This is a genomic window from Flavobacterium chungbukense, assembly GCF_020805785.1.
Lineage (GTDB): Bacteria > Bacteroidota > Bacteroidia > Flavobacteriales > Flavobacteriaceae > Flavobacterium > Flavobacterium chungbukense.
Window position 1 is genome coordinate 137,487 of the sequence record NZ_JAJGZV010000001.1, and the last position, 26,609, is coordinate 164,095.

The following is a 26,609-nucleotide window of genomic DNA, read 5'->3' on the forward strand; positions in this document are numbered from 1 at the left end:
GTTCCCTAGTTGAAAAATTAGGGAACATCTTTTTATAATAATTTAAGTTTTATAAAATGAAAAAAATCGTTTTGTTGTTTGCTTTAAGTTTGTCTAGTTTCAGTTTTGGTCAAGGAAATACGCATAAACAGCAAGCTGGAAAATTTGATGGTCTTGCCATGATACCGCCAATGGGTTGGAATTCGTGGAATACCTTCGCAACTAATATTGATGAAAAACTGGTAAAAGAAACGGCAGATATTATGGTTTCTTCAGGTTTGGCTGCGGCAGGCTACAATTATATAGTATTAGATGATGGATGGATGACACACGAACGCGATGTAAATGGAGATTTGGTGCCAGACCCCGAAAAATTCCCGAACGGAATGAAAGCTCTTATTGATTATGTTCATAGTAAAGGCTTAAAATTCGGTTTGTACAATTGCGCAGGAACAAAAACTTGTGCCGGTTACCCAGGAACAAGAGGATATGAATATCAAGATGCAAGATTTTATGCAAAACTAGGAATAGATTTTCTAAAGTACGATTGGTGTAATACAGAAGGAATTACAGCAAAAGAAGCGTATGCAACCATGAGTAATGCGCTTAAAACTGCAGGAAGGCCAATTGTTTTCAGTCTTTGTGAATGGGGCGATAATCAGCCTTGGGAATGGGGAAAACCAATTGGAAATCTTTGGAGAATTTCGGGTGATATTTATCCTTGTTTTGACTGCGAATTCAAACATCCTGAAAATTGGTCGTCTTGGGGATTTATGAAAATTGCCGATATGAGAAAAGATATTCGTAAATATTCTGGTCCAGATCATTGGAACGATTTTGATATGATGGAAGTTGGAAACGAAATGAACAATACAGAAGATAAAACGCATTTTGCTATGTGGTGTATGCTTTCGTCTCCATTATTTACCGGAAATGATTATAGAAAAATGACTAAAGAAACGCTGGCAATTTTAACTAACAAAGAATTACTGTCTGTAAATCAAGATAAACTTGGAATTCAAGGATTTAAATATGTTATCTTAGATGGAGTAGAAGTATGGGTGAAACCGCTTTCAGATGGAGCTTGGGCAGTGAGTTTTGTAAATAGAACTGAAACTTCTAAAAAAGTCAATTTTGATTGGAAGAAAAATAATATCAAAGACGCAGATTTTGGGTACGAAGCAGATTTTACAAAAACTATTTTCAAAGTAAAAGATCTTTGGAAAAATAAAGAAGTTGGAAATACTAAAAAGGTTTTTACTGCCGAAATTGCTTCGCATGACGTTGTAACATTAAAACTAATTCCTTAAAAAGGTCATTATGAAATCAAAAGTTTGGTATGTTGCTTTTTCTCTATTATTGATTGCTAATATTTCTAGAGCGCAATTTGTAAAAAAGCATGGACAGCTAAGCGTTCAAGGTACACAGCTGGTGGATAAAAACAACAATCTCATTGTACTTCGCGGATTAAGTTTTGGTTGGCATAGTCTATGGCCAAGATTTTATAATGAAAAAGCGGTAAGCTGGCTAAAAAAAGATTTTAATTGTAATGTAGTTCGCGCTGCCATGGGAGTTGAGCTTGGAGATCATTCCTATATAAACGATCCAGTATTTTCTAAAGAGAAAGTTGAGGTTGTTGTAAATGGAGCTATAAAGTCAGATATTTATGTGATCATTGATTGGCACAGTCATAATGTTAACCTGAAAGAGGCTAAGAAATTTTTTGATGAAATGTCAAAGAAATATGCCAGATATCCTAATATTATATATGAAGTATTCAATGAACCAGATTATGAAACTTGGTGGGAGGTGAAGACTTATGCAGAAGAAATAATCAGAGTGATACGTGAGAATGACCCTAACAATATTATTTTGGTTGGCTGTCCGCATTGGGATCAAGATATAGATCTTCCCGCCGAAGATCCGATAGTAGGTTATACTAATATAATGTATACCATGCATTTTTATGCAGCAACGCATGGAAAGTACTTGAGAGATCGAACAGATGCTGCAATAAAAAGCGGTTTACCAGTTTTTATTTCAGAATCTGCTGGAATGGAAGCATCTGGTGACGGACCGTTAAATGATCAAGCATGGCAAGAATATATAGATTGGATGGAATCTAGAAAGCTAAGTTGGATTACATGGTCAGTTTCAGATAAAGATGAAACTTGTTCCATTTTGAAAAAATCGGCAAACTCGGAAGGAAAATGGAAAGATGAAGATTTAAAAGATTCTGGATTGAAGGTTCGTGAGTTTTTACGAAAGTATAATAAGGAATAAACGCGTTTTTTTTACTTCTAGTAAAAAGCCTGTTCATTTTATGGACAGGCTTTTTGTTTTGTAAGCGTTTTTCTTTTAATGAAAGGACTTTGATTTATATGATAATACGAAGATAATGGGGTTATTTTTTTGTAAGAATTATACGTTGTAATTTTTTCGCTTGTTTTTTAGTGTTTTGATTTTGGGTTTACTTGTTATTTTTTGTTTGTTTTTAAAGTACCCCTATTTTTTTAGGGGGTTTTGTTTTTTAAAAGTGTATAAATGGTTATTTGTGGTTTATTTTTGTAGTAAAAATTATATTTGCCCCATTTATTTTGTAAAAACTCTTAAAATTTTGTTATTGAATTTTCAAAAACAATTAAAGATAAATATGAAATAATGATTATTGGAAGATTAATTTTTGTAATCCGTAATTCTTCGTTCAAAACGTCAAAAAAGTAGTTTTGAATTATTCTGATCATACAAAAGTTAATAAATTCGCTAATGAAAATGAAGATGATTTGAGGAGAATAAAAGGTTTTAGAAATGACTTATACTATTACATAGATATATAAAAGATTAACTAACCAGAATCAATTTAATAACTAAAAACCAATTTAAAACATGAAAAAAGCATTTTACATTTTAACCGCCATGTTAACGAGTTCTTTTGCCTTTGCCCAAGAAGATGAAGCTGCTGCTCCACCTGCAACCACCTGGGGAGGTTCTGCTGATGCGTATTATAAATATGATTTTTCAAAACAAATGAATGGATTAACGAGCTTCACCAACTCTCAGAATTCATTTGAATTAGGAATGGCATCTGTTGAAGCAAGTCATACTTTCGGAAAAGCATCTGTGTTTGTAGATTTAGGTTTCGGAAAAAGAGCAGGAGAATTTTCATATAATGAAACAGCAGATAAAGATGGAAGTGCAAGATTTTTAATTAAACAATTATTTTTTACTTACAACGTGACAGAGAAGTTTAAATTTGTGGCAGGTAGTTTCGGAACTCATATTGGATATGAGGTATTAGATGCCGTAGATAACAAAAACTACAGTATGTCTTATGCCTTTTCTTACGGACCATTCTTTAATACTGGTTTGAAAGCGCAATATACTTCTGGTAAATTTACTGCTATGTTAGGAATTACAAATCCAACAGATTTTAAATCAGCTATGGATGCAGGTTCTTATCAAAAAACATTCATCGGACAAGTTGGATATATTGGAGAAACAGGAAGTGCTTACTTGAATTTTACGACAGGTAGTACTAATCCAATTCCAGGAAGTATAATTCCAGTTTCAGATGAAAACAAAACGCAATTTGATTTAACAGCTTCTAAAACAATCAGTGATAGTTTTGCACTTGGTTTAAACGCAACTTATGCTAAAACTACGAATGATTTTGATAGTACTTTAGATGGAGAATGGTTTTCTATCGTAGGATACGCAAACTACTCTTTTAGTCCATCACTTCTTTTAGCATACAGAATGGAATATTTCGATGCAAAAGATGCTGCGCCAAGCCTTGGAACTTTAGCAGGATCAAGCGTTTTTGCAAACACTGTTTCTTTGAATTTTAAAGTTGGAAAACTTACAATCATTCCGGAGTTAAGATACGACGCTGCATCTGAGGATATCTTTTTGGATAAAGATGTGATGCCAACAGGTGGAAACTTCTACGGATTAATTGCTACAACATACTCTTTCTAGAGATAAAGATTGATATTTTTTTTTTTTTTTTGGAGCTGTCGAAACATACTAATGTTTTGGCAGCTTTTTTATTTGTAGTTCTTGGTTCTTGGTTGTTGGTTGTTGGTTGTTGGTTGTTGGTTGTTGGTTGTTGGGACTTTATGGTCTAGGAAAACTAGTTATATTGTGGGTATAATTTCGGATATTGTTTTTTTATTTAAGGTTTAAATATGTGTTTGTAGAGGCGCACAGCAGCGCGTCTCCTTTAAATAAGAGGTTTATATAGTATGGAAAATGGAAAACAATACAATAATAAAAAAAACGCATTTCTAGTTTTGTAGAAATGCGTTTTTATATTTTGAATTAACTCTTATTTATTGAACTTGTTTTTTGTAGATCGAATAAATGGTGTCGATCGTTTTTCGGTCTAAAGTTGAGGTTGCATCGGTTTGAATGTAATGCAGTTTAAACGCTTGAATTGCCGAAGTTAGATTCTTGGTATTGTATCCAATAATTCTCAATGCAGGCTCAATTTTAAAATCAAAAGGAGCTGGCTCTAAAACTTCATCAGGCCAAATTCCGAAACCTTTTTCTGCAAGTGTTTTCCAAGGAAATAAAGCACTTGGATCTTGTTTTCTTCCTGGAGCAATATCGGCATGACCTAAAAAATTTTGCGTCGGAATGTTATAATCCTTTTTTAACTTAGTCAATAAGGCAACTAAACTGCTGATTTGTGCTTCTGTGAAAGGTTTAAAACCATTATTGTCCAATTCGATTCCGATAGAACAGGAATTTAAATCGGTAGTTTTTCCCCAAGTAGAGTTTCCGGCGTGCCATGCTCTTAGATAATCATTAAGCATTTGTACCACTTTTCCATTTTCAGAAATCACATAATGTGCGCTTACTTGTGTTTTAGTTTTTGTAAAAGTATTAATCGTTTGCTGAAGAGAATCTTGAGCTGTATGATGAATGATAACGAAGCTTGGTTTTCTTAAATTAAAATTTACAGTACCAATCCACTCGGTATTAATTCCGTTTTGCAAATAAGTTGAATTTGTTTTAGATAAAGTATCTTTTACAATTTTCAATTGCTGTGCATAAGAAGTATCAATAACAACTGTAGTCGCCGGAATTGGTTTTGCTTCTTTACTTGTAATTTGATTTTCTAAAGTCTTTAATTGCTGGTCATATGCTTTTTCCGTGTTTTTATACGGATTTGTAGAGCAAGAACTAATAATAGCAGCTAAAAGCAGATAACAAAAAAGCTTTTTTGTCATAATTCGTTGTTTTATAAGTTTAAACGATTATTCGGAGATTTTCGTATCTGTATTTTCTTTTACTTCTTTAGTTTCTTTTGAATCTTTATCTTTTTTCTTTTTTGATTTAGGTTTCTTAACCTCTTTCAAAGTATCCATGAAAGTCTTGTATTTCTCAACTTGATCAGGATTTAAGAAAGCTGTGATTCTTTTATCTGTATTTTCTCGTAAAGCTTTTATCTGCTCAATTTTTTGATCCTGACTGCTGCTCTCATTTTTTAATAAAATACCTTGTTCTCTAATGCTTTCTGCTAATACATTTGTAATTGCAATTGCTTGTAGTTCATCAAGATTTACTTGAGGTTTCATTTGTTCAACAACTATAGCTGCTGTTTCTTCTGGAGGAGTTTCTTTTGGCTTGCTTGGAGTGCCTTGTTGTTGTCCTCCCATCATACTTCTGTCCATTCCCATTCCGCCACCTCTTCCGTAGCCGTTTCCATAACCATTATTGTAGCCTCCATACTGCGCAGAAGCAGAGAAACAGAATAAGCTAAAAACTAAAATAAATAAAGTTTGAATTGGTTTCATAAAAGTATTTTATCTAAGATTAACAATTGTCTCGTGTAAATTTAAGCAGGTTCTCCGTATAAATCAAATTCTGTTGCTTCAATTATCTTGATATTAACAAATTCTCCTGTTTTTACATAATGTTTAGAAGCATCAATTAAAACCTCATTATCAACATCTGGACTGTCAAATTCTGTTCTTCCGACAAAATGTGCTCCTTCTTTTCTGTCAATAATACATCTGAATACTTTTCCAACTTTTTCTTGGTTTAAATCCCAAGAAATTTGAGATTGTAATTCCATAATTTCGTTTGCTCTCGCTTGTTTTACATCATCCGGAACATTGTCTTCCAATAAATAAGCATGAGTATTCTCTTCATGCGAATAAGCAAAACATCCCATTCTGTCAAATTTCATTTCCTGAACAAAATCTTTTAAAATTTCAAAATCTTCCTGTGTTTCACCTGGATAACCAACAATTAAAGTAGTTCTAATTGCCATTCCAGGAACCGCTGCACGGAAATCTTTCAATAATTGAGTTGTTTTAGCCTGAGTAGTTCCACGACGCATTGACTTTAAAATAGAATCTGAAATATGTTGTAATGGAATATCAATATAATTACAGATTTTTGGCTCGCGCTTCATTAATTCTAAAACATCCATTGGAAAACCAGTCGGGTAGGCGTAATGCAAACGAATCCATTCGATTCCTTCAACTTTTGCTAATTCTTCTAAAAGTTCCGCAAGATTTCTTTTTTTATAAAGATCAAGTCCATAATATGTTAAGTCTTGAGCTATTAAGATTAATTCTTTTACGCCATTTTTTGCTAAACCTTGTGCTTCTTTAACCAGTTTTTCAATTGGTTGAGAAACATGAGAACCTCTCATTAATGGAATTGCACAGAAACTGCAAGGTCTGTCGCAGCCTTCAGCAATTTTTAAGTAAGCATAATTTTTTGGAGTTGTGGTTAAACGTTCTCCAAGTAATTCATGTTTATAATCTGCTCCAAGAGCTTTTAATAATTGAGGTAATTCTGTAGTTCCAAAATATTGATCTACATTTGGAATTTCTTTTTCCAAATCTGGTCTGTAACGCTCAGATAAACATCCAGTCACGAAAACCTTATCAACAAGTCCTCTGTCTTTTTTGTCAGCGTATTCCAAAATCATGTTTACTGATTCTGCTTTTGCGTTATCAATAAAACCACAAGTGTTAATTACAATAATGTTTCCTTCTTTTTCTGCAGGAGCTTCATGTTCAACTTCTTTTCCATTAGCACGCAGCTGTCCCATAAGGACTTCACTGTCATAAACATTTTTTGAACACCCAAGAGTGATTACGTTAATTTTGTTCTTTTTTAAAGACTTGGTTCTCATACTTTTATAAATTGGAGTGCAAAATTACACTTTTTTTATTCAAACAGCACTAGTTTTAAAGTTGTTTTAGCTGTTTTTTATGAAGTTAAATGCGGTTTTCGAGTTGTCATCGCATTAAAAGATAGTTTAAACGAATTTGAAGTAAAAAAAATCCGTCAGATTAGAAACCTGACGGAAATTTTAATTAATCTATTTAATTTTAATTACAATGCAAATAATAAGGTAAGCGTTACATTATTCATTTTAGAATTAATGTTTGCGCCGTCTGTAAAGCCTGTTGCGAAAAATCCTTGATTTGATTTTCTGTGAGCATAAGAGTAAGCTAAATCTAATTTTGTGCCTCCAAAATCATATCCTAAACCACCAGAAAAACTATTAAGATCTCCTATAGTTCTTCTGTTTTCGTAAGGACTTCCTTCAAAACGGTATCCACCTCTTAGGCTTAGTTGTTTTATTTTGTATTCAGCTCCAATTCTAAGCTCATCATTTCTTTTTAAATCGTTACTTATGTCAGCGTTAACTTCTCTAAAACCGGCGTCGTTAGTTGGTTTAAATTTACTGTTTCCGTAATTTTTTGTAGAATAATCAATACTTATTAATCCTGATTTTCCAAAAACATACGCAGCACTAAGAGTCCATTTGTCAGGAGTTTGTAGTGTATAAGAATCGTATACATTTACGACATTTGGGTTAACAGGATTGTCAAATGAGTCGCCGGCACTAGTTTCAGTTGTGGTAAATAAACTTTGTGAAACTTCGTCATATAATGTGTACCAAGTATTTGATTCGTAAGATAAACCAACTCTAAGAGCTTCGGTTACTTTTCCTATTGCTCCCAATTGGAAAGAGAATCCGTTTCCATAGGTGTATAACTCATTGTTAAAACGTAAATTAGAAATCGTTTCGTACGTTTCCAAAGGGTTTCTATTTTCTTCATAAAAACTCATAGATCTCCTGAAGTCAGTTACATGAACGTTTAGATTCGCTCCAAAATAAAGTCTGTCTTTGTATGAGGTAGAAATGTTAAAACTAGCTTTGCTGTTGTAGCCTCTAGTGTAAATTTCATTTTCTTGATAGTAATTTCCGCCAGCAGGAACGTTAGAGGTGTAAGCTGTATTATTATCGTTGTTAGTAACGGGGTTAATTACATAACCTTCATAACCAAAAAATGCTTGTTGTTCTCTATAGCTTAAATCTTCATAAGGATTATTGGTAATTCTTCCTAAAGAGGTTCCATTTGCAAAAGCTAAAAAGTAGCCGTCAACTGAATTAGTTGGATTCGTTCCAGCAGAAAAAACAGTATTATTGAAATTATTGGTGTTTTCGTAAGTTGCACCAATCGCGATTTTGTTCCAACCATTATTAGGATTACGATCTTTAAAAACAAAAACACCTCCCGCTTGGTTTAAAATAAATGAATTTTCCTTTTCAGAAGTTTGAGTGCCAAAATAATTAGAATTGTTTTTAATATTCTGATTACTAAAAGATACTCCAACTTGGTTGGTGTTGAAAATTGCAGAACCCGCTGGATTCACGCTTAAAGATGATAAATCTCCTCCAACTGCACCGAAAGCACCGCTCATTGCTCTATATCGAGCAGTTCCTGTTAAATTGTCTTGAGAGTAACGTAAGGCATCCGAAACATCTTGAGAATATGACGCGCTGACAGTCAGTCCTGCTATTAATAGGAATAATATTTTTTTCATTTTGATGAGTTTTAGTTCGAAATTATTTTGAGAAAAAAATTATCTTCTTCCTCCTCCGCCACCAGATCTCATGCCGCCACCTCCGCCGCCAGATGATCTCATGCTTCCTCCACCGCTATTGTTCATTGAACGATTTGAAGTGCTAGGAGTATAGCTTCTTGATGAGTTGCTGTTGCTGCTCGGTGTGTAGCTTCTGTTGGTAGTTCCGCTGCTATTGTTGTTGTAAGATCTTCTATTGCTGTAATTGCTATAGTCTGAACCGTTTGAGGTAGATCTTCTGTTTGTAAATGTAGGACTTGAAGTTCTTCCGTTTACTGTAGAAGTTCTTCTAAAATCGGTGTAGCCGTTACTAGATCTATTGGTTGTATAATTTCTGTTAGTTGTATAACTGCTTCTGTTAGTGGTGTAATTTCTGTTAGAGTTATAGTTTCTGTTAGAAGCATAACCTCTGTTTGACATATATGCGCGGTTTGAGCTGTAGTTTCTGCTGCCGTAATATGCTGCTGAACCTCTTCTTCCGTAGCTGTAATTGTAATTGTTGTAGCCGTAATAACCGCCTCCCCAATATCCCGGATAGCCCCAGCCACCTCCCCAGTAGCCTGGATAGCCCCAGCCGCCCCAGTAACCTGGGTATCCCCATCCGTAGTAACCGCCGTATCCCCATCCATAATAAGGATATCCCATTCCAAACCCGAATGACCAAGTTGGATCTGAGTATACGTTTACAGAAACTTCAGAATTGCTGCTTCCCCAAGCAGGATAGCCTACAGATGCAGTTTGAGTGCTGTCATTTTCTGCGTAATTAGTGTAATTGTCTACGTCTGTGAATATTTCAGTTGGCTGACCATCGTCTTGCAAAGATCTGAAATATTCTTTGTATTGATTGTTCGTGCCGTTGGTATTAGACCGCACGTAGCTGTTTGATGAGTTACCATATACACCATCATTATCATGATAAGATGAATTTTGGTAAGAACCACACGACGCTAGCAATAAACTCAATAATCCAATTAAGTAAAAATGATTAGAGTTTTGGCGAATAGAAATGTTAGTTTTCATATCTGTGGTGTTTTTTATTGTTGCACATTACAAAAATAGTTAGTTTTGTCAAACTATTTAGTTAAAATTATTAAAACAAAATTTGTGCCAAACTATATAATATGAGTAAGAACCTCACTACAAGATCAGAAGATTATTCGAAATGGTATAACGAGCTGGTTGTGAAAGCAGATCTAGCTGAAAATTCAGGAGTTAGAGGATGTATGGTGATTAAACCATACGGGTATGCTATTTGGGAAAAAATGCAGGCTGAGTTAGATCGTATGTTTAAAGAAACAGGTCATCAAAATGCTTATTTTCCATTATTCGTGCCTAAAAGCATGTTTGAAGCTGAAGAGACAAATGCAGAAGGATTTGCGAAAGAATGTGCTGTTGTGACACATTATAGATTGAAAAATGATGAAGAGAGACCTGGAAAATTAATGGTTGATCCAAATGCGAAACTCGAAGAAGAACTTATTGTTCGTCCGACTAGTGAAGCAATCATTTGGTCTACTTATAAAGGATGGGTACAGTCTTATAGAGATTTACCTTTATTAATTAATCAATGGGCGAATGTGGTACGTTGGGAAATGCGTACGCGTTTGTTTTTGAGAACTGCAGAATTTCTGTGGCAAGAAGGGCATACGGCTCACGCAACAAAAGCAGAAGCTATTGAAGAGTCAGAGAAAATGATGAATGTTTATGCTGACTTTGCTGAAAACTTCATGGCTATTCCTGTTGTAAAAGGTATTAAGACAGAAACAGAACGTTTTGCAGGTGCAGATGAAACCTATTGTATTGAGGCTTTAATGCAGGATGGAAAGGCTTTGCAGGCGGGAACTTCTCACTTTTTGGGACAGAACTTTGCAAAAGCTTTTGATGTTAAGTTTGCTAATGCAGAAGGAAAGCAAGAACACGTTTGGGGAACTTCATGGGGAGTTTCTACTCGTTTGATGGGGGCATTAATTATGACGCATTCTGATGATCAGGGATTAGTACTTCCTCCAAATTTAGCCCCAATTCAAGTTGTAATTGTACCTATTCATAAAACAGACGAGCAATTGGCTCAAATTACTGCTGCTGTTAATGAATTGACTGCTAAATTGAGAAAACTGAATATTTCGGTGAAGTATGATGACAGAACAACTCAAAAACCAGGATTTAAATTTGCAGAGTGGGAACTAAAAGGTGTCCCTGTTAGAATTGCTGTTGGTCCAAAAGATTTGGAAAATGGAACTTTTGAAGTTGCAAGACGTGATAATTTGTCTAAAGAAGTTGTTGCAAGCGAAGGCATTGTTGATTATGTGAATAATCTTCTAGAGCAAATTCAAAAAGACTTATTTACTAAGGCATTAAATTATCGAAATACTCATATTACAGAAGTAAATAGTTTTGAGGAATTTAAAGAAGTTTTAGAAGGTAAAGCAGGTTTTATATCTGCGCACTGGGACGGAACTGCAGAGACAGAAGAAAAGATAAAAGATTTGACAAAAGCAACGATTCGATGCATACCTTTGGATGCTGTTGAAGAGGCGGGAACCTGTGTGTTTACTGGGAATCCTTCTTCTAAAAGAGTGCTTTTTGCAAAGGCATATTAAAAAAAAAATATTTTTTTTGCTTCAACTATTGTGCAACTAAAAAATAGATGTATCTTTGCATCCGCAATACAGAAGCACGGTCCGTTCGTCTATCGGTTAGGACGCCAGGTTTTCATCCTGGTAAGGGGGGTTCGATTCCCCCACGGACTACAAGTTATATTACATATTGAAAAGTTTCCAAACTAGGAGAATTTAGGTCCGTTCGTCTAGGGGTTAGGACGCCAGGTTTTCATCCTGGTAACAGGGGTTCGATTCCCCTACGGACTACAAAATTAGTTGTAAATAAGTTTTGTAAAATAAAAATTGGTGTCTCGGTTTTTGTTTTATTAGTTAAAACCAAAGTGATTGTTTTTATAATTGTGGGAGGTTTTTCTTTTTTAACTAGTATTTATAATAATTATTACATCTAAAATTGAACAAAAATGGCAAATCATAAGTCAGCATTAAAAAGAATCAGAAGTAACGAAAAAAGAAGAGTTCTTAACAGATATCAACATAAAACTACTCGTAATGCTATTAAAGCATTAAGAATAGCAACTGATAAAGCTGATGCTACTGCAAAATTATCAACTGTAATTTCTATGATTGATAAATTAGCTAAAAAGAACATCATTCACGATAATAAAGCTTCTAACTTGAAGTCTAAATTAACGAAACACGTTGCTAAATTGTAATTAAAAACAATTTATTACATATATAAAAGTCCTCTTTTAGAGGACTTTTTTTGTTTTTACCCAATTGATTAAGGTGATATTCTTAATCTTTATTCAAAAAAACAACTTGAAACTAAGTTTGAAGTTTTGATTTAAAGTATTCGAATACAGTCTAAAAATCTATTTTCTTTTTAAGGTATTCTAACATTTGTTGAGTTATCGGTTTTGAAAGAAAATCGATTATTATTGGATATTTTTTTGCTTTTTCCAAATCTTCTGGATCAATCGTTGAGGATAAGACGATTACTGGCGCTGAGTTGAATTCGTTGTAAGCGCTAGAAGTAAAATGGTCTAAAAATTCCCAGCCTCCCATTATAGGCATGTTTAAATCTAAGAAAATAAGTTCAGGTTTTCTTTTGTTTTTATCGTTGGTGTATTTTAAGGTGTTAAAATGATGGAGTGCTTCTTCGCCGTTTTGAGCTGTAATAATTTCATGAGAAAATGAAGATTTTGAAATTACCTTTTTGCATAACATTAATGTGATTGGATCATCGTCAATGCATAAAATCTGCTCAAGCATAATAATTAGTTTTTAAATGTTATTGTAAATATGGTGCCTTTATTAACTTCACTTTCTATAGCAATTGTTCCTCCCATTGTTTCTACCTGCGATTTAACAAGATAAAGTCCTAATCCTTTGCTATCTGGATAATTATGGAATCTTTGGTATAATCCAAAGACTTTATCTCGATTTCTTTCTAGGTCGATTCCTATTCCGTTGTCTTTAAAAGTTACTATTGCTTTATTGTCGACTTGTTCGGCTGTTATAGCTATTTTTAGTTTTCTGTTTTCGGATTTGTATTTTATTGAATTCGTAAGCAGATTAAGTAAAATGCTTTCTATGTAAGCTTTGTTTGTTACTAGTTGCGGTAGTTTGTCAAACTTAAGTTTAATTATGGGTTTGTGCAATTCAATTTGAAAGGATAATTGGCTGAAAACATTTTCAAAAACCTCTTTTAAAGAAACTTCTTCTTTTTGCATGGAAGGATTGTCTTTAATAATAATGACTTTTACTAAATCATTGATGGTTTCATTGAGTAAATGAGTTGATTTTGTAAATCCGGTTAAGATCTCCTGTAGTTCTTCATTTTCAATCGGAATATCTTCTGTTAGGTTTAGAAGACCAATAAGGTTGGAAAGCGGCGCTCTAAGATTGTGCGAAGTTATATAAGAAAACTGCTTTAAATCTTTGTTGTTTTGGGTAAGTTCTCGAATGAGATGCTCTTTTTCTGTCTCTAATTTTTTTTCGTCTGTAATATCTCGCTGTATAGAAATCCAATGGGTAATTACTTCTTCATTGTTAAAAATTGGAATCATAGAGAAACGTACCCAGTATTCTTCCTTATTTTTGGTATAAGTAATAGTTTCTATTAGACATTCTTCTTCATTTTTTATGGCTTTTAATAATTTTTTTAATTCTTCTGAATCAGATTTTGGGCCTTTAAAAATATTAGCTGATTTTCCAATTATTTCATTAGATTGATAACCTGACATTTGCGAAAATGCTGGATTAACATAAACGATTTTAGGTATTTTACCGTCTGGCGAATTAGCTTCTGTTATTAAAATGGAATCTTTAGATTGTGTAATTACTGTTTCGAGAAGTTTTAAACGCTGTTCTTCTTCTTTTTGTTTGGTAATATCTTGAATAGCTCCAATCATTCTGATGGCTCTTCCTTTTTCATCTTTTAATAAAAAACCTCTGTCTAGAACATATTTGTAAGTTCCATCTGCACATCTAAAACGATACTGATCCTGCCAATTTTGTGTTTTTTGTTCGATAAAAGAGTATAATTTGATAGACATTCTGATGCTGTCTTCAGGGTGTATTTTGTCGAACCACCATTTCGAAGTTTTGCCAACTTCTTGCGGATTGTAACCAAAAACACTTTCTATTCCTTTGTTCCAATTAATGCTATCTTCTTGAATTTTCCAGTCCCAAATGGTGTCGCTTGTTGCTTTTGCTACAATGTCGTATTTCTCATTGGATTCTTTTATCTCCTCATTTGTTTTGTTTAACTTCTCAAAAATCGTGATGTTCTTTTTTTCATTTTTTGCAAGTATGAAACTAAAGATCAAACCAGTTATTAAAATAAATGAAATATCTTTTAAAAGGGATAAAGTAGGATATTGAGAAAGAGAAAAGTAGGTTGTCAGTAATTGATGACAAATGACTGCCATAATTATTGTGATGATTGTATAAATAAGAGTAATTTGGAGAGTTTTACTTTTCATTACTCCAAATATAGTTAAATTAACTATAACTAAACATATGTTAATGTCAATTTAAGGCCTATATTTCGATCATTTACATTAACTAATTGATTGTATATACGTAAACTATATTATAAACGTTTTTTTTTAGAAAATAAAGTGTACCTTTGCGCCCATTAAAAATCACAGATGGAATCTATTAGAAACATTGCAATTATTGCCCACGTCGATCACGGTAAAACCACTTTGGTTGATAAAATTATGTATCACTGTCAATTATTTCGTGAAAACGAGAACACAGGTGATTTAATCCTAGATAATAACGATTTAGAGCGTGAGAGAGGTATTACAATTACTTCTAAAAACGTATCAGTTCAATATAAAGGAACAAAAATCAATATTATTGACACTCCTGGCCACGCGGATTTTGGAGGTGAAGTTGAACGTGTTTTGAACATGGCCGATGGTGTATGCTTACTAGTAGATGCTTTTGAAGGACCAATGCCTCAAACCCGTTTTGTACTACAAAAAGCTATTGACTTAGGTTTAAAGCCATGCGTAGTTATTAATAAAGTTGATAAAGAAAACTGTACTCCAGAAGAAGTTCACGAGAAAGTTTTTGACTTAATGTTTGAATTAGGTGCTGAAGAATGGCAGTTGGATTTTCCAACAGTTTATGGTTCTGCTAAAAACAACTGGATGTCTGACCATTGGGAAAACGTAACTGATAATGTTGAAGCATTATTAGATATGGTTGTTGACAATGTCCCAGCTCCTAAAGTTTCTGAAGGAAATCCACAAATGTTGATTACTTCTTTAGATTTCTCTGCATTTACAGGTCGTATCGCTATCGGACGTCTTGAAAGAGGTATTTTAAAAGAAGGTATGCCAATATCTTTGGTAAAGAGAGACGGTACTGTAACAAAATCAAGAATTAAAGAATTACATACTTTTGAAGGTTTAGGTCGTAAAAAAGTTACAGAAGTAATTGCTGGTGATATTTGTGCTGTTGTAGGTGTTGAAGGGTTTGAAATTGGAGATACTATCTCTGATCACGAAAATCCTGAAGGATTAGCGTCTATTGCTATCGATGAGCCTACAATGAGTATGTTATTTACTATTAATGACTCTCCTTTCTTTGGTAAAGAAGGTAAATTTGTAACTTCTCGTCATATTAGAGAACGTTTGACAAAAGAATTAGAGAAAAACTTAGCTATGAAGTTAGGTGAAACTGATTCAGCAGATAAATTCATGGTTTTTGGTCGTGGTGTACTTCACTTATCTGTTCTTATTGAAACAATGAGAAGAGAAGGGTATGAGCTTCAAATTGGTCAGCCACAAGTTATCATCAAAGAAATTGATGGTAAAAAATGTGAGCCAATTGAAGAATTAACAATTGACTTACCGGAAAATCTTTCAGGTAGAGCGGTTGAATTCGTTACACTTCGTAAAGGTGAAATGTTAAGCATGGAAACTAAGGGTGAACGTATGATTATTAAATTTAATATTCCATCTCGTGGAATTATTGGATTACGTAATCAATTGCTTACAGCTACTGCTGGTGAAGCTATTATGTCACACCGTTTTATAGGATATGAGCCTTACAAAGGAGAAATTGCAGGCCGTAACAAAGGTTCTTTAATTTCTATGGAAAAAGGAAAAGCTATTCCTTACTCTATCGATAAATTACAAGATCGTGGTAAGTTTTTCGTTGAACCAAATGCTGAAATCTATGAAGGTCAGGTAATTGGAGAGAACTCTCGTGGTGATGATATGTGTGTAAACGTAACTAAAGAGAAAAAACAATCTAACGTACGTTCTTCTGGAGCTGATGAGAAAGCTAGAATTATTCCTCCAATCATTTTCTCACTTGAGGAAGCTTTAGAATATATTCAAAAAGATGAATACGTTGAAGTTACTCCAAAATCTATCCGTTTGAGAAAAATTTATTTAACTGAGACTGACAGAAAAAGATTTAAAATCTAATTCGATTTAAATTTTAATATAAAAAATCCCAAATTCTAATTTAGAGTTTGGGATTCTTTTTTAGCTGCATTTTGGAATTTGTTAATTTATATTTTAAACCATTAAATTTTATCTTTTTAATGAGAAGTGACCTTTAACTATTTTTCCGTTAGTAAATAATAAAGTAAACCAATAATCATCTGAAGGTAATTCTTGCCCGTTGAAAATTCCATTCCATCCAGAACTATTTTGAGTCATTTGTTTTAATAATTTTCCATATCGATTAAAGATAGAAATGCTATAATCTGGCATTTGATCTATATTTTGAATGGCCCAGAGGTCATTGTAGCCATCTCCATTCGGAGTAAAAAATCGAGGGTAATCTAAAACATATAATGAAAATGAATTGGAAATGCCGCAACCATTTTTATCTCGAGCCACCGCATTATAAATTCCTGAACTTACTTGTGTAAATGTTGGATCGTCTTGAAAAACGGACCCATCAAGCGAAAATTTATAATTTCCTACTCCTGTGTATATAATTTTGACTGTATTATCTATTCCAGAGAAATCTTTTATATCTGCTCCAGTGATAACTGCTGGTTCAGATAAAATTACTTTGAATGTTTTCGTTTTTTGACAATCATTTGTATCGGTTACCGAAATCTTATAGTCTCCTGCCGAATTAATTAGCGTTGAATTTACGGTATCGCCATTTGACCATTGATATGTTTTAAAGCCAGTAGCAACCGATAAGGTCATTTGTTCTCCTTTACATAAATATAAAGTTTCATCTTCAAAATTTGGCGGATCAAAAGTATGTATAATTAATTCTACTGGAGCAATATCATAGCAATCAGGTCCGTTTACGGCTCGAACATAAATTGTCTGACTATTTGGAATAGTGTTTTTGAAAATATTCGGTAAAGGATTTGTTTCTGTCAATGCATCATTTGCTGTCAGATAATAATTAACGACTAATCCAGAAGGAAGCCCTGCCATAATTTTAGATGTAACCTCTTGATTTAAATCAAATTGATATAAACCGTCTTGTTTCTCATCGCCATCACAAGTTTCAAATGGTGCTTGATCAGGAATAACATAATTGGAAATATTCAATGTAATTTGCGGAATGGCAAAACAGCCATACGCATTTTCGATACGAGCATAAACAATCTGATTTGGGGATTTATTGATGTAATTTTTTGGATTAAGAATTAGATTTGTCTTATTTATTGCATTTGATAAAGTTTCATAATAACCTTGATTGGTAATTTGCGAAACGTTATTCTTTACAATATTTTCAACTTTCGTTAAATTAAAAATCGTAATTCCGTCAGTATTGTCATCACATTGTACTATAGAAGTATTCGATGATTTAATTTCTTGGGTAAATTCTACCGAAATTTCTCCCGTGGCAGTGCACGAAGCGCTGTTTAAAGTTGCTTCAACTTTGTAGGTTCCAGGTGTAATTACCGCATAAGTAGAGGTTGTTGCCCCCGAAATTAAAACATAATTATTAGAAGCATCTTTTACGTACCATTTGAAAGTGTAGTCAGCAGCGTTTAATTTTGTGTCCAAAACAAAATTTTCTCCAAAACAAACTGGATTGTCGCTCGCAAAGGTTCTATCTTTTCCAAAATTAATTTTACTTAAAAAACTACCTCCTTCAATAAAAACTGCCGAAGGGAAATTTCTAGTTAAATCGTCAGCTACAACCAATTTTAAGTGATATTTTTTATTTGGGACTACGTCTGTAGAAGCATTCATAACTACAGTTTGTCCTGCGTAGTTAATTGGACTTGATGGTGAATTATAACCTTTAAAGTAATTTTCGTTATTAGCTTCACATCCTGGTTTTGGAGTTCCTTCAACAATAATACTATTTATTTTTGGATGGACCGTTGTTGCAGAAACCGCAATTGTTGAGTTGGGTAAAACAGCTAGATTTTTATAAGGTTCTGATGTGCCGACTTCTTTAATCAGGAAAGCAAATCCATCTGAGTAAGAACATGGATAAAAAGATTGATATTCATTCGAAGCAAAAAAATAATTAAAGCTTATTGAATTGGTTGAAGGCGTAAAATCAAATTCCAAAACTGTCGCTTGTGTGCTTGTAGTAGTTCCTAAAGCTATGTTTAAATCTTGATCACCATTCCAAGACAAAATCCTTTCGCCTATAGAAGTTGCTTGATTGTATGGTCCTTCGGCATTTTTGCTTGCAGAAGTACTTAAAACAAGTCCGTTAGAAAAAGGAAAATTACTTCCTGCCGTAAAAGAAGCATAACTTTGCTTTCCAGGTGTTGGATTTCCGGAGGCATTTATATTTTCTATACTTAGGCAAGAACTGTTGATTAAAATATTTTTTACTAAAACTTCCGGCGTTACAGTTGGGTCAACAGTAATATTTTGGGCACTGGCTGTAGACCCGACATGAAACAAAAGGCAGATAAGGAATATTGCTTTTACATAATTCATAGTAGCAAATATACTACAAATCTCTATTTTTTAATAATTTGTATGAAGATGATATAAATATCGCCGTCCACGCTAATACAATGAAAATAGCAGTATAGTTTATGCTGTAATCAATATCGGTTTCAATGCCTATTTGCGTCCCAATATTTTTTACAACCGATAATCTAGGCCCTGGATTAACAATTAAATTGGACATTGCTTCTAAAGGCAAAAACTGCATGATAGTTTCATCAGTATTGCTTTCTGGAAAAACTTTAAAAGCCAGAAGACCTTTTATAATTCCTTCAATTATACTCCAAACTAAAAGAAATCCTAATGCAAAAGCAGAACGTTTTACTAAAATTCCTAAAAACAAACAGAAAGAAAAGAAACCTGTTAGTTTTACAAAAAAAGCTAAAAGGTAATCCAAATCACTAAAAATAATACTGAATTCTGTGTAAGAAGAATAAGATAGCCCTAAAATTAAGCTCAGCACAAAAATAAATACAGTAGATCCAAAAGCGAATAAGACTACCGTTAAAAATTTCGAAAGTATAAATTCTTTTTTGCTTAAACCGTCGATCAGGTTTTGTTTTAATGTGCCGTAGCTGTATTCATTGGCCATCATGGACACAATTACAATTGCCAAAAAGAATTTTAACCAAGCAGCAACATAGGTGTTAAAATGCCAGATAAACGGAAAATTAAAGATTCCCATTTCAGCTAAATGAAATTTGAAGGGACCAATATCAAATTTTATTGCCGCAATTAAGGCGATAAAAGAAAGTAATATAAAATAAGTTAAAGTTAAAATACGACTGGCTTTGTTCATCCAGATTTTTTGTAATTCTATAGAAAGAAGTCTTTTCATGGTTTAGTTCTTTTGAGCAGTTGCATTTTTGGTTAATTCTAAAAACTGAGCTTCTAAGCTATTTTTGCGTTTTACTAAATGACTTAAAACAATATTTTTTGAAAATAAAAACTGATTTAAATCTGAAGCGGTTAAATCTGCTTTTAGATAAACTAAAACTTTTCCTTCTTCTTCAGAAATTCGCTCAACAGCAGGATGTTCTTGTAAAGCTGTTTTTAAAAGTAAATTATCATTAGACTGCACTTCAAAGAAACCTTCATTTGAAGCCATTCCATCAACAGAACCAGAATACAGAATTTCTCCTTTTCTTAAAACAATTACTTGAGAACAAACTTTTTCCACTTCATCTAATAAATGTGAAGCCAATAAAATAGTAGTTCCTTGTGAAGCAATTTTTCTAATAATATCTCGAATCTGATGAATTCCCTGCGGATCTAATCCGTTGGTTGGTTCGTCTAAAATTAAAATTTCGGGATCATTTAAAAGCGCAGAGGCAATAGCTAAACGCTGTTTCATACCTAAAGAAAAAGTACTGAATTTGCTGTCTTTTCTATCATTCAAACCAACTAATTCTAATTTTTCGGTAACTTTAGAATAATTGATGTTTTTGATTTTGCAAACCAACTTCAAGTTTTGTTCGGCCGTCATATACGGATAAAAGTTAGGCCTTTCGATTATTGCGCCAACCTTTTTTAAAGCTTCATGTGTTTCAACTTTTCCATCAAACCATTTATAATTTCCAGACGATTTGTTTACTACATTAAGTACAATCCCTAGTGTGGTTGATTTTCCGCTGCCGTTTGGGCCAAGAATGCCATAAACGCGACCTTTCTGTATGGTAAAAGATACATCTTTTAAAGCCTGAATTCGGCCGTATCTTTTATTTAGATTTTCAATGGTTAATATGGTTTCCAAATTTTTCTGGTTTTAGTTTTTTAGTATGACGAGTTAACTTGAATTTTGTTACTTTAAATTCTAACTTTAAATCGTATTGATGTAAATTTGTATTAAAGATATTCAAAATGAGCGAGCCTTTAATGGTTTTAAAAAAACCTTCTTATCCTTTAACACAGCCACTTTTAAGTTACTTAGAACGATACGAGCGTATTTCTAAAGTTTCTGTGTTTTATGATGATCTGCTTCGTTTTTCTGGTTCTATAAATGTTTATGATAAAAATGATACCGATACGCTTTGGATTCGAGTGTTTTATGGCGAGTTTGAACGCAATGAAATTGATTTAAATTTGAAGAAAATCTATTCGCTTTTGCATTCTGATGGAAACAATGAAATCATTCAGTATCTCAATGTAGATGCAATTGATTATTGTACTTTCGGAAATTCGAAGCCTTTTAGAATTAAAGTTAGAAATATTCTGAACGATAATTATGTTCATTTTTACATCAAAAAAGCCGATGCTTCAAGAATCTACGGATTAGAATTGGAAGATATTCTTTCGCCTGATAAAATCAATTTTTTAGTTTATAAAGATACTTTAATCGAAGAGCATATTATCGGTATTCCTGGTGATGTTTTTATGGATACTTTATTAGACAGCTGTTCGGAGACAGAAAAAGCGCAGATTGCAAAAGAGTTTGTAAAGTTTAATGAACGCTGTATGATTCGACTTTTAGGAGACATGCGCGCCTACAATTACGTAATTGTTCCTATTCACGATTTTGATCAAGTGGTTTATAAAATTCGACCAATCGATTTTGATCAGCAATGTTATGAAGGAAATTTTAAAGTGTATCGCCCTCAGTTTTTCAAGGAAAATTCTCCAATGATTCAATTGATTAAAGAGAAATTAGAAGAACGTTCCATTATTCAATATAAAGACGAAGAAAGAGCTATTTTGGCAAAACGTATTCATTCTGCGGAAACCAGAATTAATAAATTACTGAACATTATGTGCCATGATACTATTTCTACCCAAGAACATTTATTGCAGTTAAAAATGGAATTGTACCGATATACTAACGATATGAAATTTAAAAATGCAAAATCAATGGGACATATTATGCATGCGGCATTCGAGTTTATTACACGTAATTTTAAAAATACACATTTAGTATAAAAAAGTTGAACCATATAAGGCATATAAGTAAATTTAAGAAGTAGGTTTATTTATATGAATTTATATGGTTTAGAAAAATAAAATATTATGAGAAAATCTGTTTTAGTAGTTGTTTCAATAGTCTTATTGGCTTGTCAAAAACAATCGAGTTCTAATTTAAAAGAGCTTTATTCGCTTCCGAAAAAATTAAAAGAAGTTTCGGGAATTAGCTATTTTCCTGAAACAAATATCCTTTATACTTTGGAAGATAGCGGAAATAAAAATGCTATTTATGCTATTGATTCTAAAGGGAAATTAGCTAAAACCATTACGGTTTCAAACGCGACAAATGTAGATTGGGAAGATATCACAAAAGATAAATCGGGAAATATTTACATTGGAGATTTCGGAAATAATGACAACGAGCGCAGGGATTTATGTATTTATAAAGTTGCAAAAAATCAATTGAGTAATGATTTGGCTCAAGCAGAATATAAAATTTCGTTCTCTTATCCAGAACAAAAAGAATTTCCGCCTAAGAAAAAAGAAATGTTTTTTGATGTGGAGAGTTTCTTTGAACACAGCGGTTATTTTTACCTTTTTACTAAAAATAGAAGTAAAGGTTTTGATGGAACAGCCTTTATTTATAAAATAAAAAATGCAAAAGGTCCTCAAAAGGCAGTTAAAATAGGAGAATTTAAAACCTGTAACAATTACAATCATTGCGTATTAACAAGCGCTACAATAAGCCCAGACGGAAAAAAAGTAGCATTATTAAGTCATGATAAAGTGCTTATATTCAAAGATTTTAAAGGAGATTTATTCCATAAAGGAACTCAGACGCAAATAGAACTAAATCACTTCTCACAAAAGGAAGCCATCGTTTTTAAAGACAACAATACCCTTTTAATCGCCGATGAAAAAGCCGATAAAATAGGAGGAAACGTCTACGAATTCAAATTGAAATAAAAAGTTTGCCACGAATTACACCAATTTCCACGAATTATATTTAAAAAAATTAGTGAAAATTGGTGTAATTCGTGGCAAAAAAACTTTGAACCTTTGTTGCTTTGTTTCTCTGAACCTAACAACTAGAAGCTGTAAGCCGCTCCAAAAATCACCCTTCCAATTTCGTCAGGAGATTTAAAGTAAGATATTCTTGCAGTAAGAACGTTAATAGCATTTAACCAAAGTCCGCCGCCGTAATCATGGTGCCATTTTTTAGAATCTTCGCCATCAAGCCAAACTCTTCCGTAGTCAAATCCGCCTAGAATTCCGTATGTAAAAGGAGCAATCGTTTTTCTTATTCTGCCAATGCTAAAGCGTAAATCAGAACTTTGAGAAAAATAAGAACTTCCTAAGAAACGTTCGTTTCTAAAACCTCTTAAATCAGTGTCACCGCCTAAAGCTGCGCCTTGATAAAATTCATAATTGTTATTAAAAATGGCTTTTCCTTTAAGGTAACTTGCCAAGACCAGTTTTCCGTTTTTGTCTAATTTATGCGTAAATCCTAAAGCACTTTCTAAAGTAGGGAAGTTTTTATTGGTTTCATCCAAATTGGCAGTCCAAGTTCCAGCAATCATAAAAAACATTCCTAAAGTTGGTTTGGCTGCAAAATCAGAATTTTTGAAAAGATATTTTACTTTCAAACTTCCATAATTCTGAGTATTAAACACATCAGGATTTACAATATTTGGAAGATTAATAAAACGATTTTCAGTCTCTTCAACTGTCATTCTTTGGAATATAGGCTGAATACTAAATTCGCTTCCATATCTACCAACGTGTCTAACAGCTCCTGAAGCATTAAATTTTCTAATGCGGACACGATTGTAATCTAGACTTAAATCATCGTCGTATTGCGATTCATTTCCATATCCAAAATAATTCATCGCAAAATTTGGAGTGGTGTAAAGCGATTCAACATCAATAACCCATTTACCTAATAACCCTGGAAAATGCGCAACGTAGTTAAACTCTAAACCACCAGTTGCGAAATAGTAAAAAGCATTTAAAACATGTCTTTGAGTATACGGATTCTGTTTAAAATTGTTAACTGTATAATTTAAATTAATCCCCACTTTTACACCATCATCAGGATTAAAACCGATATTTGGTAAACCAGAAACTACATTATATTTTGGTTTTTCATAATTGTACAAGTTAACATCGTAATCATCAGTTAACTGTGTTTGCGTTTTAGTCCCGAGGCCTCGGGATAAATTATAAGTGTTTTCTTTTGACTTAAAGTCGTAAACAATAACCTTTCTTCCGTTTTCAATGTTATAAGTATCATTGTTTTGACCGCCAATTAAACGAACTTTAATTCTTGATTTGTAATCTCCTTTCACTTCAAAAATATCATTATCATCTAAACCATAAATCCATAAATTTTTGGTTTTGGCATCTGTAACGGTTTTAGAGTACTGCAATTCATCACCTTCTTTTTTGGTTCTGAAAACCTGAATTTCAATACTTTTCTTCGCATTATGATTTAAAACAAATTTGTCTTTTTTATCTGTTCCAGCAATCATAACCGTTTTGCTTAAAACATCAGCATAAATAGCAGCATATTTTTGAAGCTCTTTTTTTCTGTTTTTTAATTTTCGAATAATTTCGTCAATCGTTTCATCTTGAACTTCTTTTGGCATATTTTTAAAAGAGTTCTCAATGTCAGCATCCGATAAGTTATCCTGAATATATTTTGCCTGTTCAATCCAATCTTTTTGGTCAGATGTTCTTAAGAAAGCCAAATCCATTGGATAAGGTTCTCTACTCAGCCATTTTACATTGCCAATTTTATCCTTGAATGTTCTCATGTGGCGCAATGCTGGAATATTCATTAAAATAGAAAGTAAAGCGCCATCGTATTTAACAAAAGCCTGATCTCTGTCGCGGGGAATTGGTTTGTAAATTACTTTTCCATCTTTTTTAAATTCTGCCCAACGCCATTGGTCACTGTGTCTGTCCCAATCGCCAATTAAAATATCAAATAATCGAGCTTTTATGTATTCTTTTTCATCAACCGAATATTTTTCATCTTTATGAAGATTAAGCATCATATCATCGGTGCCAATAATATTACTCGGATTTCCGAAATTTTTTCCGTCTAAATGATTATCAGCAGGTCTTTCTTCAACCATATACAATTGATCTCCAAAACCAGCATTAAATTCGCCTAAACCATTTTGTCGCGGAATATAATATAGAATCGGATTGGTATGCAGTAATCCTAGTTTGTTAGACATTCCTCCAATCGCGTACGGCGCATATGGATGAGAAGTGGTATAAAAGTCAAATAAGAAACTTTCTGTGTATGTATCTTCAAAATCGTTTACGATATACTGATCCTTAAATGCAACGGACTGTAAAAAAACAGTAGCACTTTTTTTCATACCGCGCATTACAAATTCACGACCTTTTGGATCAGACATTCTCAAAGAAACAGATTGATGTCCTCCGCCTTCTCGAATAGGTTTCAAACCGCCTTTTAAAGTGTCTACAGTTGCTACTTTAGCTTCAATTGGCATACTGTAATATTTTCTATAGTGTTTTCCAAATAAAAAACTATGAAACCAGCTTTTATCTGTCATTTTTGGCGAATAGATAGAAGTTGTAATTTTTGATGGAAACTTATTTGGAATATCTGAAGCCCAGTTAATTTCTTTGGCTTTTATAATTTCGCGTTCAAAAAGCAGTTTTTCTTTATTGTTTTCATTTCCATAGAAAGAAACTTTAGCATCACCGCTTTTAAAAAGAGTTAAAGTCGCGTATCCATTTCCGCCGTAAGAGAAATCATTTTCGTTTATTGCCCTTGCCGCTTCAGACTTAGATCCGGCACCGCTAATAATCTGTTGAATATTCTCGCTGCTGATATATTGAAGGTTATGATCGTGTCCAGAAACTACAATTACATTTTTCTGTTTTTGCAAAAGTGTTTTAATTCGTTTCGCATAAATTGTATATTGTTTGTTTTGAGTGTCTTGCGGACTAACACCAGATGTTTTTCGTAATAAATTGATGAATGAACCAATAATTGGTAAAGGAATTTTTTGTTCTAAAGGAAATAATTGTTTTTCTAATGAAAATTGTCCTCCGTGAGTTCCATTGCTCAAAAGAGGATGATGAATGGCTAAAACAACCGTTTTTTCTTGATTTTTATTTAGAATGTTTTCCAGTTCTTCAAAAAAAGCTTCTCTGGTTTTTATCTCACAATTGTCATTTATTGTTGGGTGATTGTCCCACTCCTCTAGAAACCATTCACTATCAATAGTGACTAACGTTGTAGTACTATCTATTTTTACATCTTCTATAGGACAAGTTTTTCTAGGAAGGAAAGCTTTTTTGTCATTCAAATGTTTGGTTACAAAATCGGCTTGTAATTCAAGACCTTTTATACCGCTGTACCAGTCGTGGTTACCAGGAATAAAAATAGTTTTTCCTCTGTAGCCTTCTGCAAGCTTTAATTGATTGCTTAGCTTTGTTTCGGCCAAAGCCTTGTCTCCAGACTTTTTATCACTAGGAAAGCCTTTCGGATAAATGTTATCTCCCAAGAACAGCAATGTCGATTTTTTATTGGCTTTTTTCAGTCTTTTATGTAATAGTTCGAGCGTTTGCTTCGATTGAACTTCATCAGCATTTCCAGCATCTCCTACAAGAAAGAAAGTGTGTGCAATTTTTATAGTATCTGTTGCGTTTTCATTCTCGATCGAGCTTACATTTTTTCCATATTGGGGCTTGTGAGTTGCACAAGAATAAACAAGGAAAAGTAGTAGTAAAGTAACCATTCCTGTTTTAATTTTGGCAATAAAATGATTATCCAAAAACAATTTCATAATTTAGTGGTATAAAAATA

Annotated in this window: 19 protein-coding genes and 2 tRNA genes; 10 read left to right on the forward strand and 11 right to left on the reverse strand. The window is 33.1% G+C overall.

What is annotated here, in order from left to right:
* Positions 1–56: 56 nt before the first annotated feature.
* The 3 genes from LL966_RS00640 (at position 57) to LL966_RS00650 (ending at position 3,957) form a co-directional block, all read left to right on the forward strand.
* Complete coding sequence (locus tag LL966_RS00640) at positions 57–1,289, forward strand: glycoside hydrolase family 27 protein (RefSeq protein WP_229349205.1); 1,233 nt, start codon at positions 57–59, stop codon at positions 1,287–1,289.
* Between the two features lie 10 nt (positions 1,290–1,299).
* Positions 1,300–2,262 carry a glycoside hydrolase family 5 protein gene (locus tag LL966_RS00645; protein ID WP_229349206.1) on the forward strand — a complete coding sequence of 321 codons (963 nt, stop codon included), beginning with the start codon at positions 1,300–1,302 and terminating at the stop codon, positions 2,260–2,262.
* Between the two features lie 603 nt (positions 2,263–2,865).
* Entirely contained in the window at positions 2,866–3,957 is a 1,092-nt protein-coding gene (locus LL966_RS00650; protein WP_229349207.1) for an outer membrane beta-barrel protein, read from the forward strand.
* 353 nt (positions 3,958–4,310) lie between these two features.
* Here the strand turns inward: LL966_RS00650 and LL966_RS00655 are convergent, their stop codons facing one another.
* The 5 genes from LL966_RS00655 to LL966_RS00675 form a co-directional block, all read right to left on the reverse strand.
* A complete protein-coding gene (locus LL966_RS00655; RefSeq protein ID WP_229349209.1) occupies positions 4,311–5,213 on the reverse strand; it encodes an N-acetylmuramoyl-L-alanine amidase in 903 nt (300 codons plus the stop codon).
* 27 nt (positions 5,214–5,240) lie between these two features.
* Complete coding sequence (locus LL966_RS00660; RefSeq protein ID WP_229349211.1) at positions 5,241–5,780, reverse strand: hypothetical protein; 540 nt, start codon at positions 5,778–5,780, stop codon at positions 5,241–5,243.
* A 41-nt stretch (positions 5,781–5,821) separates the two neighbouring features.
* On the reverse strand, positions 5,822–7,135 hold the full coding sequence (rimO, locus tag LL966_RS00665) for a 30S ribosomal protein S12 methylthiotransferase RimO (protein ID WP_229349212.1): 1,314 nt from the start codon (positions 7,133–7,135) through the stop codon (positions 5,822–5,824).
* Between the two features lie 203 nt (positions 7,136–7,338).
* A complete protein-coding gene (locus LL966_RS00670; RefSeq protein WP_229349214.1) occupies positions 7,339–8,841 on the reverse strand; it encodes an OmpP1/FadL family transporter in 1,503 nt (500 codons plus the stop codon).
* Positions 8,842–8,880: 39 nt separating this feature from the next.
* A complete protein-coding gene (locus tag LL966_RS00675; RefSeq protein WP_229349216.1) occupies positions 8,881–9,900 on the reverse strand; it encodes a hypothetical protein in 1,020 nt (339 codons plus the stop codon).
* Between the two features lie 101 nt (positions 9,901–10,001).
* Here LL966_RS00675 and proS point away from each other — a divergent pair, with 101 nt between their 5' ends.
* From proS to rpsT, 4 genes are all read left to right on the forward strand, one after another.
* The gene (proS, locus tag LL966_RS00680; protein WP_229349218.1) at positions 10,002–11,480 is read left to right on the forward strand and encodes a proline--tRNA ligase; all 1,479 of its coding nucleotides are present in this window, start codon (positions 10,002–10,004) and stop codon (positions 11,478–11,480) included.
* Between the two features lie 78 nt (positions 11,481–11,558).
* Positions 11,559–11,630, forward strand: a tRNA-Glu gene (locus tag LL966_RS00685).
* A gap of 45 nt (positions 11,631–11,675) precedes the next feature.
* Positions 11,676–11,747 (forward strand) — tRNA-Glu (locus tag LL966_RS00690).
* A 155-nt stretch (positions 11,748–11,902) separates the two neighbouring features.
* The gene (rpsT, locus tag LL966_RS00695; protein ID WP_068844538.1) at positions 11,903–12,154 is read left to right on the forward strand and encodes a 30S ribosomal protein S20; all 252 of its coding nucleotides are present in this window, start codon (positions 11,903–11,905) and stop codon (positions 12,152–12,154) included.
* 151 nt (positions 12,155–12,305) lie between these two features.
* On the opposite strand, the gene LL966_RS00700 is transcribed toward rpsT, so the two are convergent.
* Both LL966_RS00700 and LL966_RS00705 read right to left on the reverse strand, forming a co-directional pair.
* On the reverse strand, positions 12,306–12,713 hold the full coding sequence (locus LL966_RS00700) for a response regulator (RefSeq protein ID WP_229349220.1): 408 nt from the start codon (positions 12,711–12,713) through the stop codon (positions 12,306–12,308).
* Between the two features lie 5 nt (positions 12,714–12,718).
* Entirely contained in the window at positions 12,719–14,428 is a 1,710-nt protein-coding gene (locus LL966_RS00705; RefSeq protein WP_229349222.1) for a PAS domain-containing sensor histidine kinase, read from the reverse strand.
* Between the two features lie 168 nt (positions 14,429–14,596).
* Between LL966_RS00705 and typA the strand changes: the two genes are divergently transcribed.
* Positions 14,597–16,393 carry a translational GTPase TypA gene (gene typA, locus LL966_RS00710; protein WP_142451157.1) on the forward strand — a complete coding sequence of 599 codons (1,797 nt, stop codon included), beginning with the start codon at positions 14,597–14,599 and terminating at the stop codon, positions 16,391–16,393.
* 108 nt (positions 16,394–16,501) lie between these two features.
* Here typA and LL966_RS00715 read toward each other — a convergent pair whose 3' ends face one another.
* Genes LL966_RS00715 through LL966_RS00725 form a run of 3 tightly spaced genes read right to left on the reverse strand, consistent with a single transcriptional unit; the run spans position 16,502 to position 20,615 of the window.
* Positions 16,502–18,850: a T9SS type B sorting domain-containing protein gene (locus tag LL966_RS00715; protein WP_229349224.1), complete on the reverse strand. Its 2,349-nt coding sequence runs from the start codon at positions 18,848–18,850 to the stop codon at positions 16,502–16,504.
* Between the two features lie 13 nt (positions 18,851–18,863).
* Positions 18,864–19,700, reverse strand: coding sequence for an ABC transporter permease (locus tag LL966_RS00720; RefSeq protein WP_229349226.1), 837 nt, complete (start codon positions 19,698–19,700; stop codon positions 18,864–18,866).
* A gap of 3 nt (positions 19,701–19,703) precedes the next feature.
* Entirely contained in the window at positions 19,704–20,615 is a 912-nt protein-coding gene (locus LL966_RS00725) for an ABC transporter ATP-binding protein (protein WP_229349228.1), read from the reverse strand.
* A gap of 107 nt (positions 20,616–20,722) precedes the next feature.
* Here LL966_RS00725 and LL966_RS00730 point away from each other — a divergent pair, with 107 nt between their 5' ends.
* Both LL966_RS00730 and LL966_RS00735 read left to right on the forward strand, forming a co-directional pair.
* Positions 20,723–21,775, forward strand: coding sequence for a hypothetical protein (locus LL966_RS00730; RefSeq protein WP_229349229.1), 1,053 nt, complete (start codon positions 20,723–20,725; stop codon positions 21,773–21,775).
* An 87-nt stretch (positions 21,776–21,862) separates the two neighbouring features.
* On the forward strand, positions 21,863–22,723 hold the full coding sequence (locus tag LL966_RS00735; RefSeq protein WP_229349231.1) for an SdiA-regulated/phytase-like domain-containing protein: 861 nt from the start codon (positions 21,863–21,865) through the stop codon (positions 22,721–22,723).
* A 122-nt stretch (positions 22,724–22,845) separates the two neighbouring features.
* Here LL966_RS00735 and LL966_RS00740 read toward each other — a convergent pair whose 3' ends face one another.
* Positions 22,846–26,589: a metallophosphoesterase gene (locus tag LL966_RS00740; RefSeq protein ID WP_229349233.1), complete on the reverse strand. Its 3,744-nt coding sequence runs from the start codon at positions 26,587–26,589 to the stop codon at positions 22,846–22,848.
* Positions 26,590–26,609: the final 20 nt, after the last annotated feature.

Coding starts and splice junctions, on each gene's coding strand:
- LL966_RS00640 (WP_229349205.1), top strand. CDS start 57: ATGAAAAAAATCGTTTTGTTGTTTGCTTTAAGTTTGTCTAGTTTCAGT.
- LL966_RS00645 (WP_229349206.1), top strand. CDS start 1,300: ATGAAATCAAAAGTTTGGTATGTTGCTTTTTCTCTATTATTGATTGCT.
- LL966_RS00650 (WP_229349207.1), top strand. CDS start 2,866: ATGAAAAAAGCATTTTACATTTTAACCGCCATGTTAACGAGTTCTTTT.
- LL966_RS00655 (WP_229349209.1), bottom strand. CDS start 5,213: ATGACAAAAAAGCTTTTTTGTTATCTGCTTTTAGCTGCTATTATTAGT.
- LL966_RS00660 (WP_229349211.1), bottom strand. CDS start 5,780: ATGAAACCAATTCAAACTTTATTTATTTTAGTTTTTAGCTTATTCTGT.
- rimO (WP_229349212.1), bottom strand. CDS start 7,135: ATGAGAACCAAGTCTTTAAAAAAGAACAAAATTAACGTAATCACTCTT.
- LL966_RS00670 (WP_229349214.1), bottom strand. CDS start 8,841: ATGAAAAAAATATTATTCCTATTAATAGCAGGACTGACTGTCAGCGCG.
- LL966_RS00675 (WP_229349216.1), bottom strand. CDS start 9,900: ATGAAAACTAACATTTCTATTCGCCAAAACTCTAATCATTTTTACTTA.
- proS (WP_229349218.1), top strand. CDS start 10,002: ATGAGTAAGAACCTCACTACAAGATCAGAAGATTATTCGAAATGGTAT.
- rpsT (WP_068844538.1), top strand. CDS start 11,903: ATGGCAAATCATAAGTCAGCATTAAAAAGAATCAGAAGTAACGAAAAA.
- LL966_RS00700 (WP_229349220.1), bottom strand. CDS start 12,713: ATGCTTGAGCAGATTTTATGCATTGACGATGATCCAATCACATTAATG.
- LL966_RS00705 (WP_229349222.1), bottom strand. CDS start 14,428: ATGAAAAGTAAAACTCTCCAAATTACTCTTATTTATACAATCATCACA.
- typA (WP_142451157.1), top strand. CDS start 14,597: ATGGAATCTATTAGAAACATTGCAATTATTGCCCACGTCGATCACGGT.
- LL966_RS00715 (WP_229349224.1), bottom strand. CDS start 18,850: ATGAATTATGTAAAAGCAATATTCCTTATCTGCCTTTTGTTTCATGTC.
- LL966_RS00720 (WP_229349226.1), bottom strand. CDS start 19,700: ATGAAAAGACTTCTTTCTATAGAATTACAAAAAATCTGGATGAACAAA.
- LL966_RS00730 (WP_229349229.1), top strand. CDS start 20,723: ATGAGCGAGCCTTTAATGGTTTTAAAAAAACCTTCTTATCCTTTAACA.
- LL966_RS00735 (WP_229349231.1), top strand. CDS start 21,863: ATGAGAAAATCTGTTTTAGTAGTTGTTTCAATAGTCTTATTGGCTTGT.
- LL966_RS00740 (WP_229349233.1), bottom strand. CDS start 26,589: ATGAAATTGTTTTTGGATAATCATTTTATTGCCAAAATTAAAACAGGA.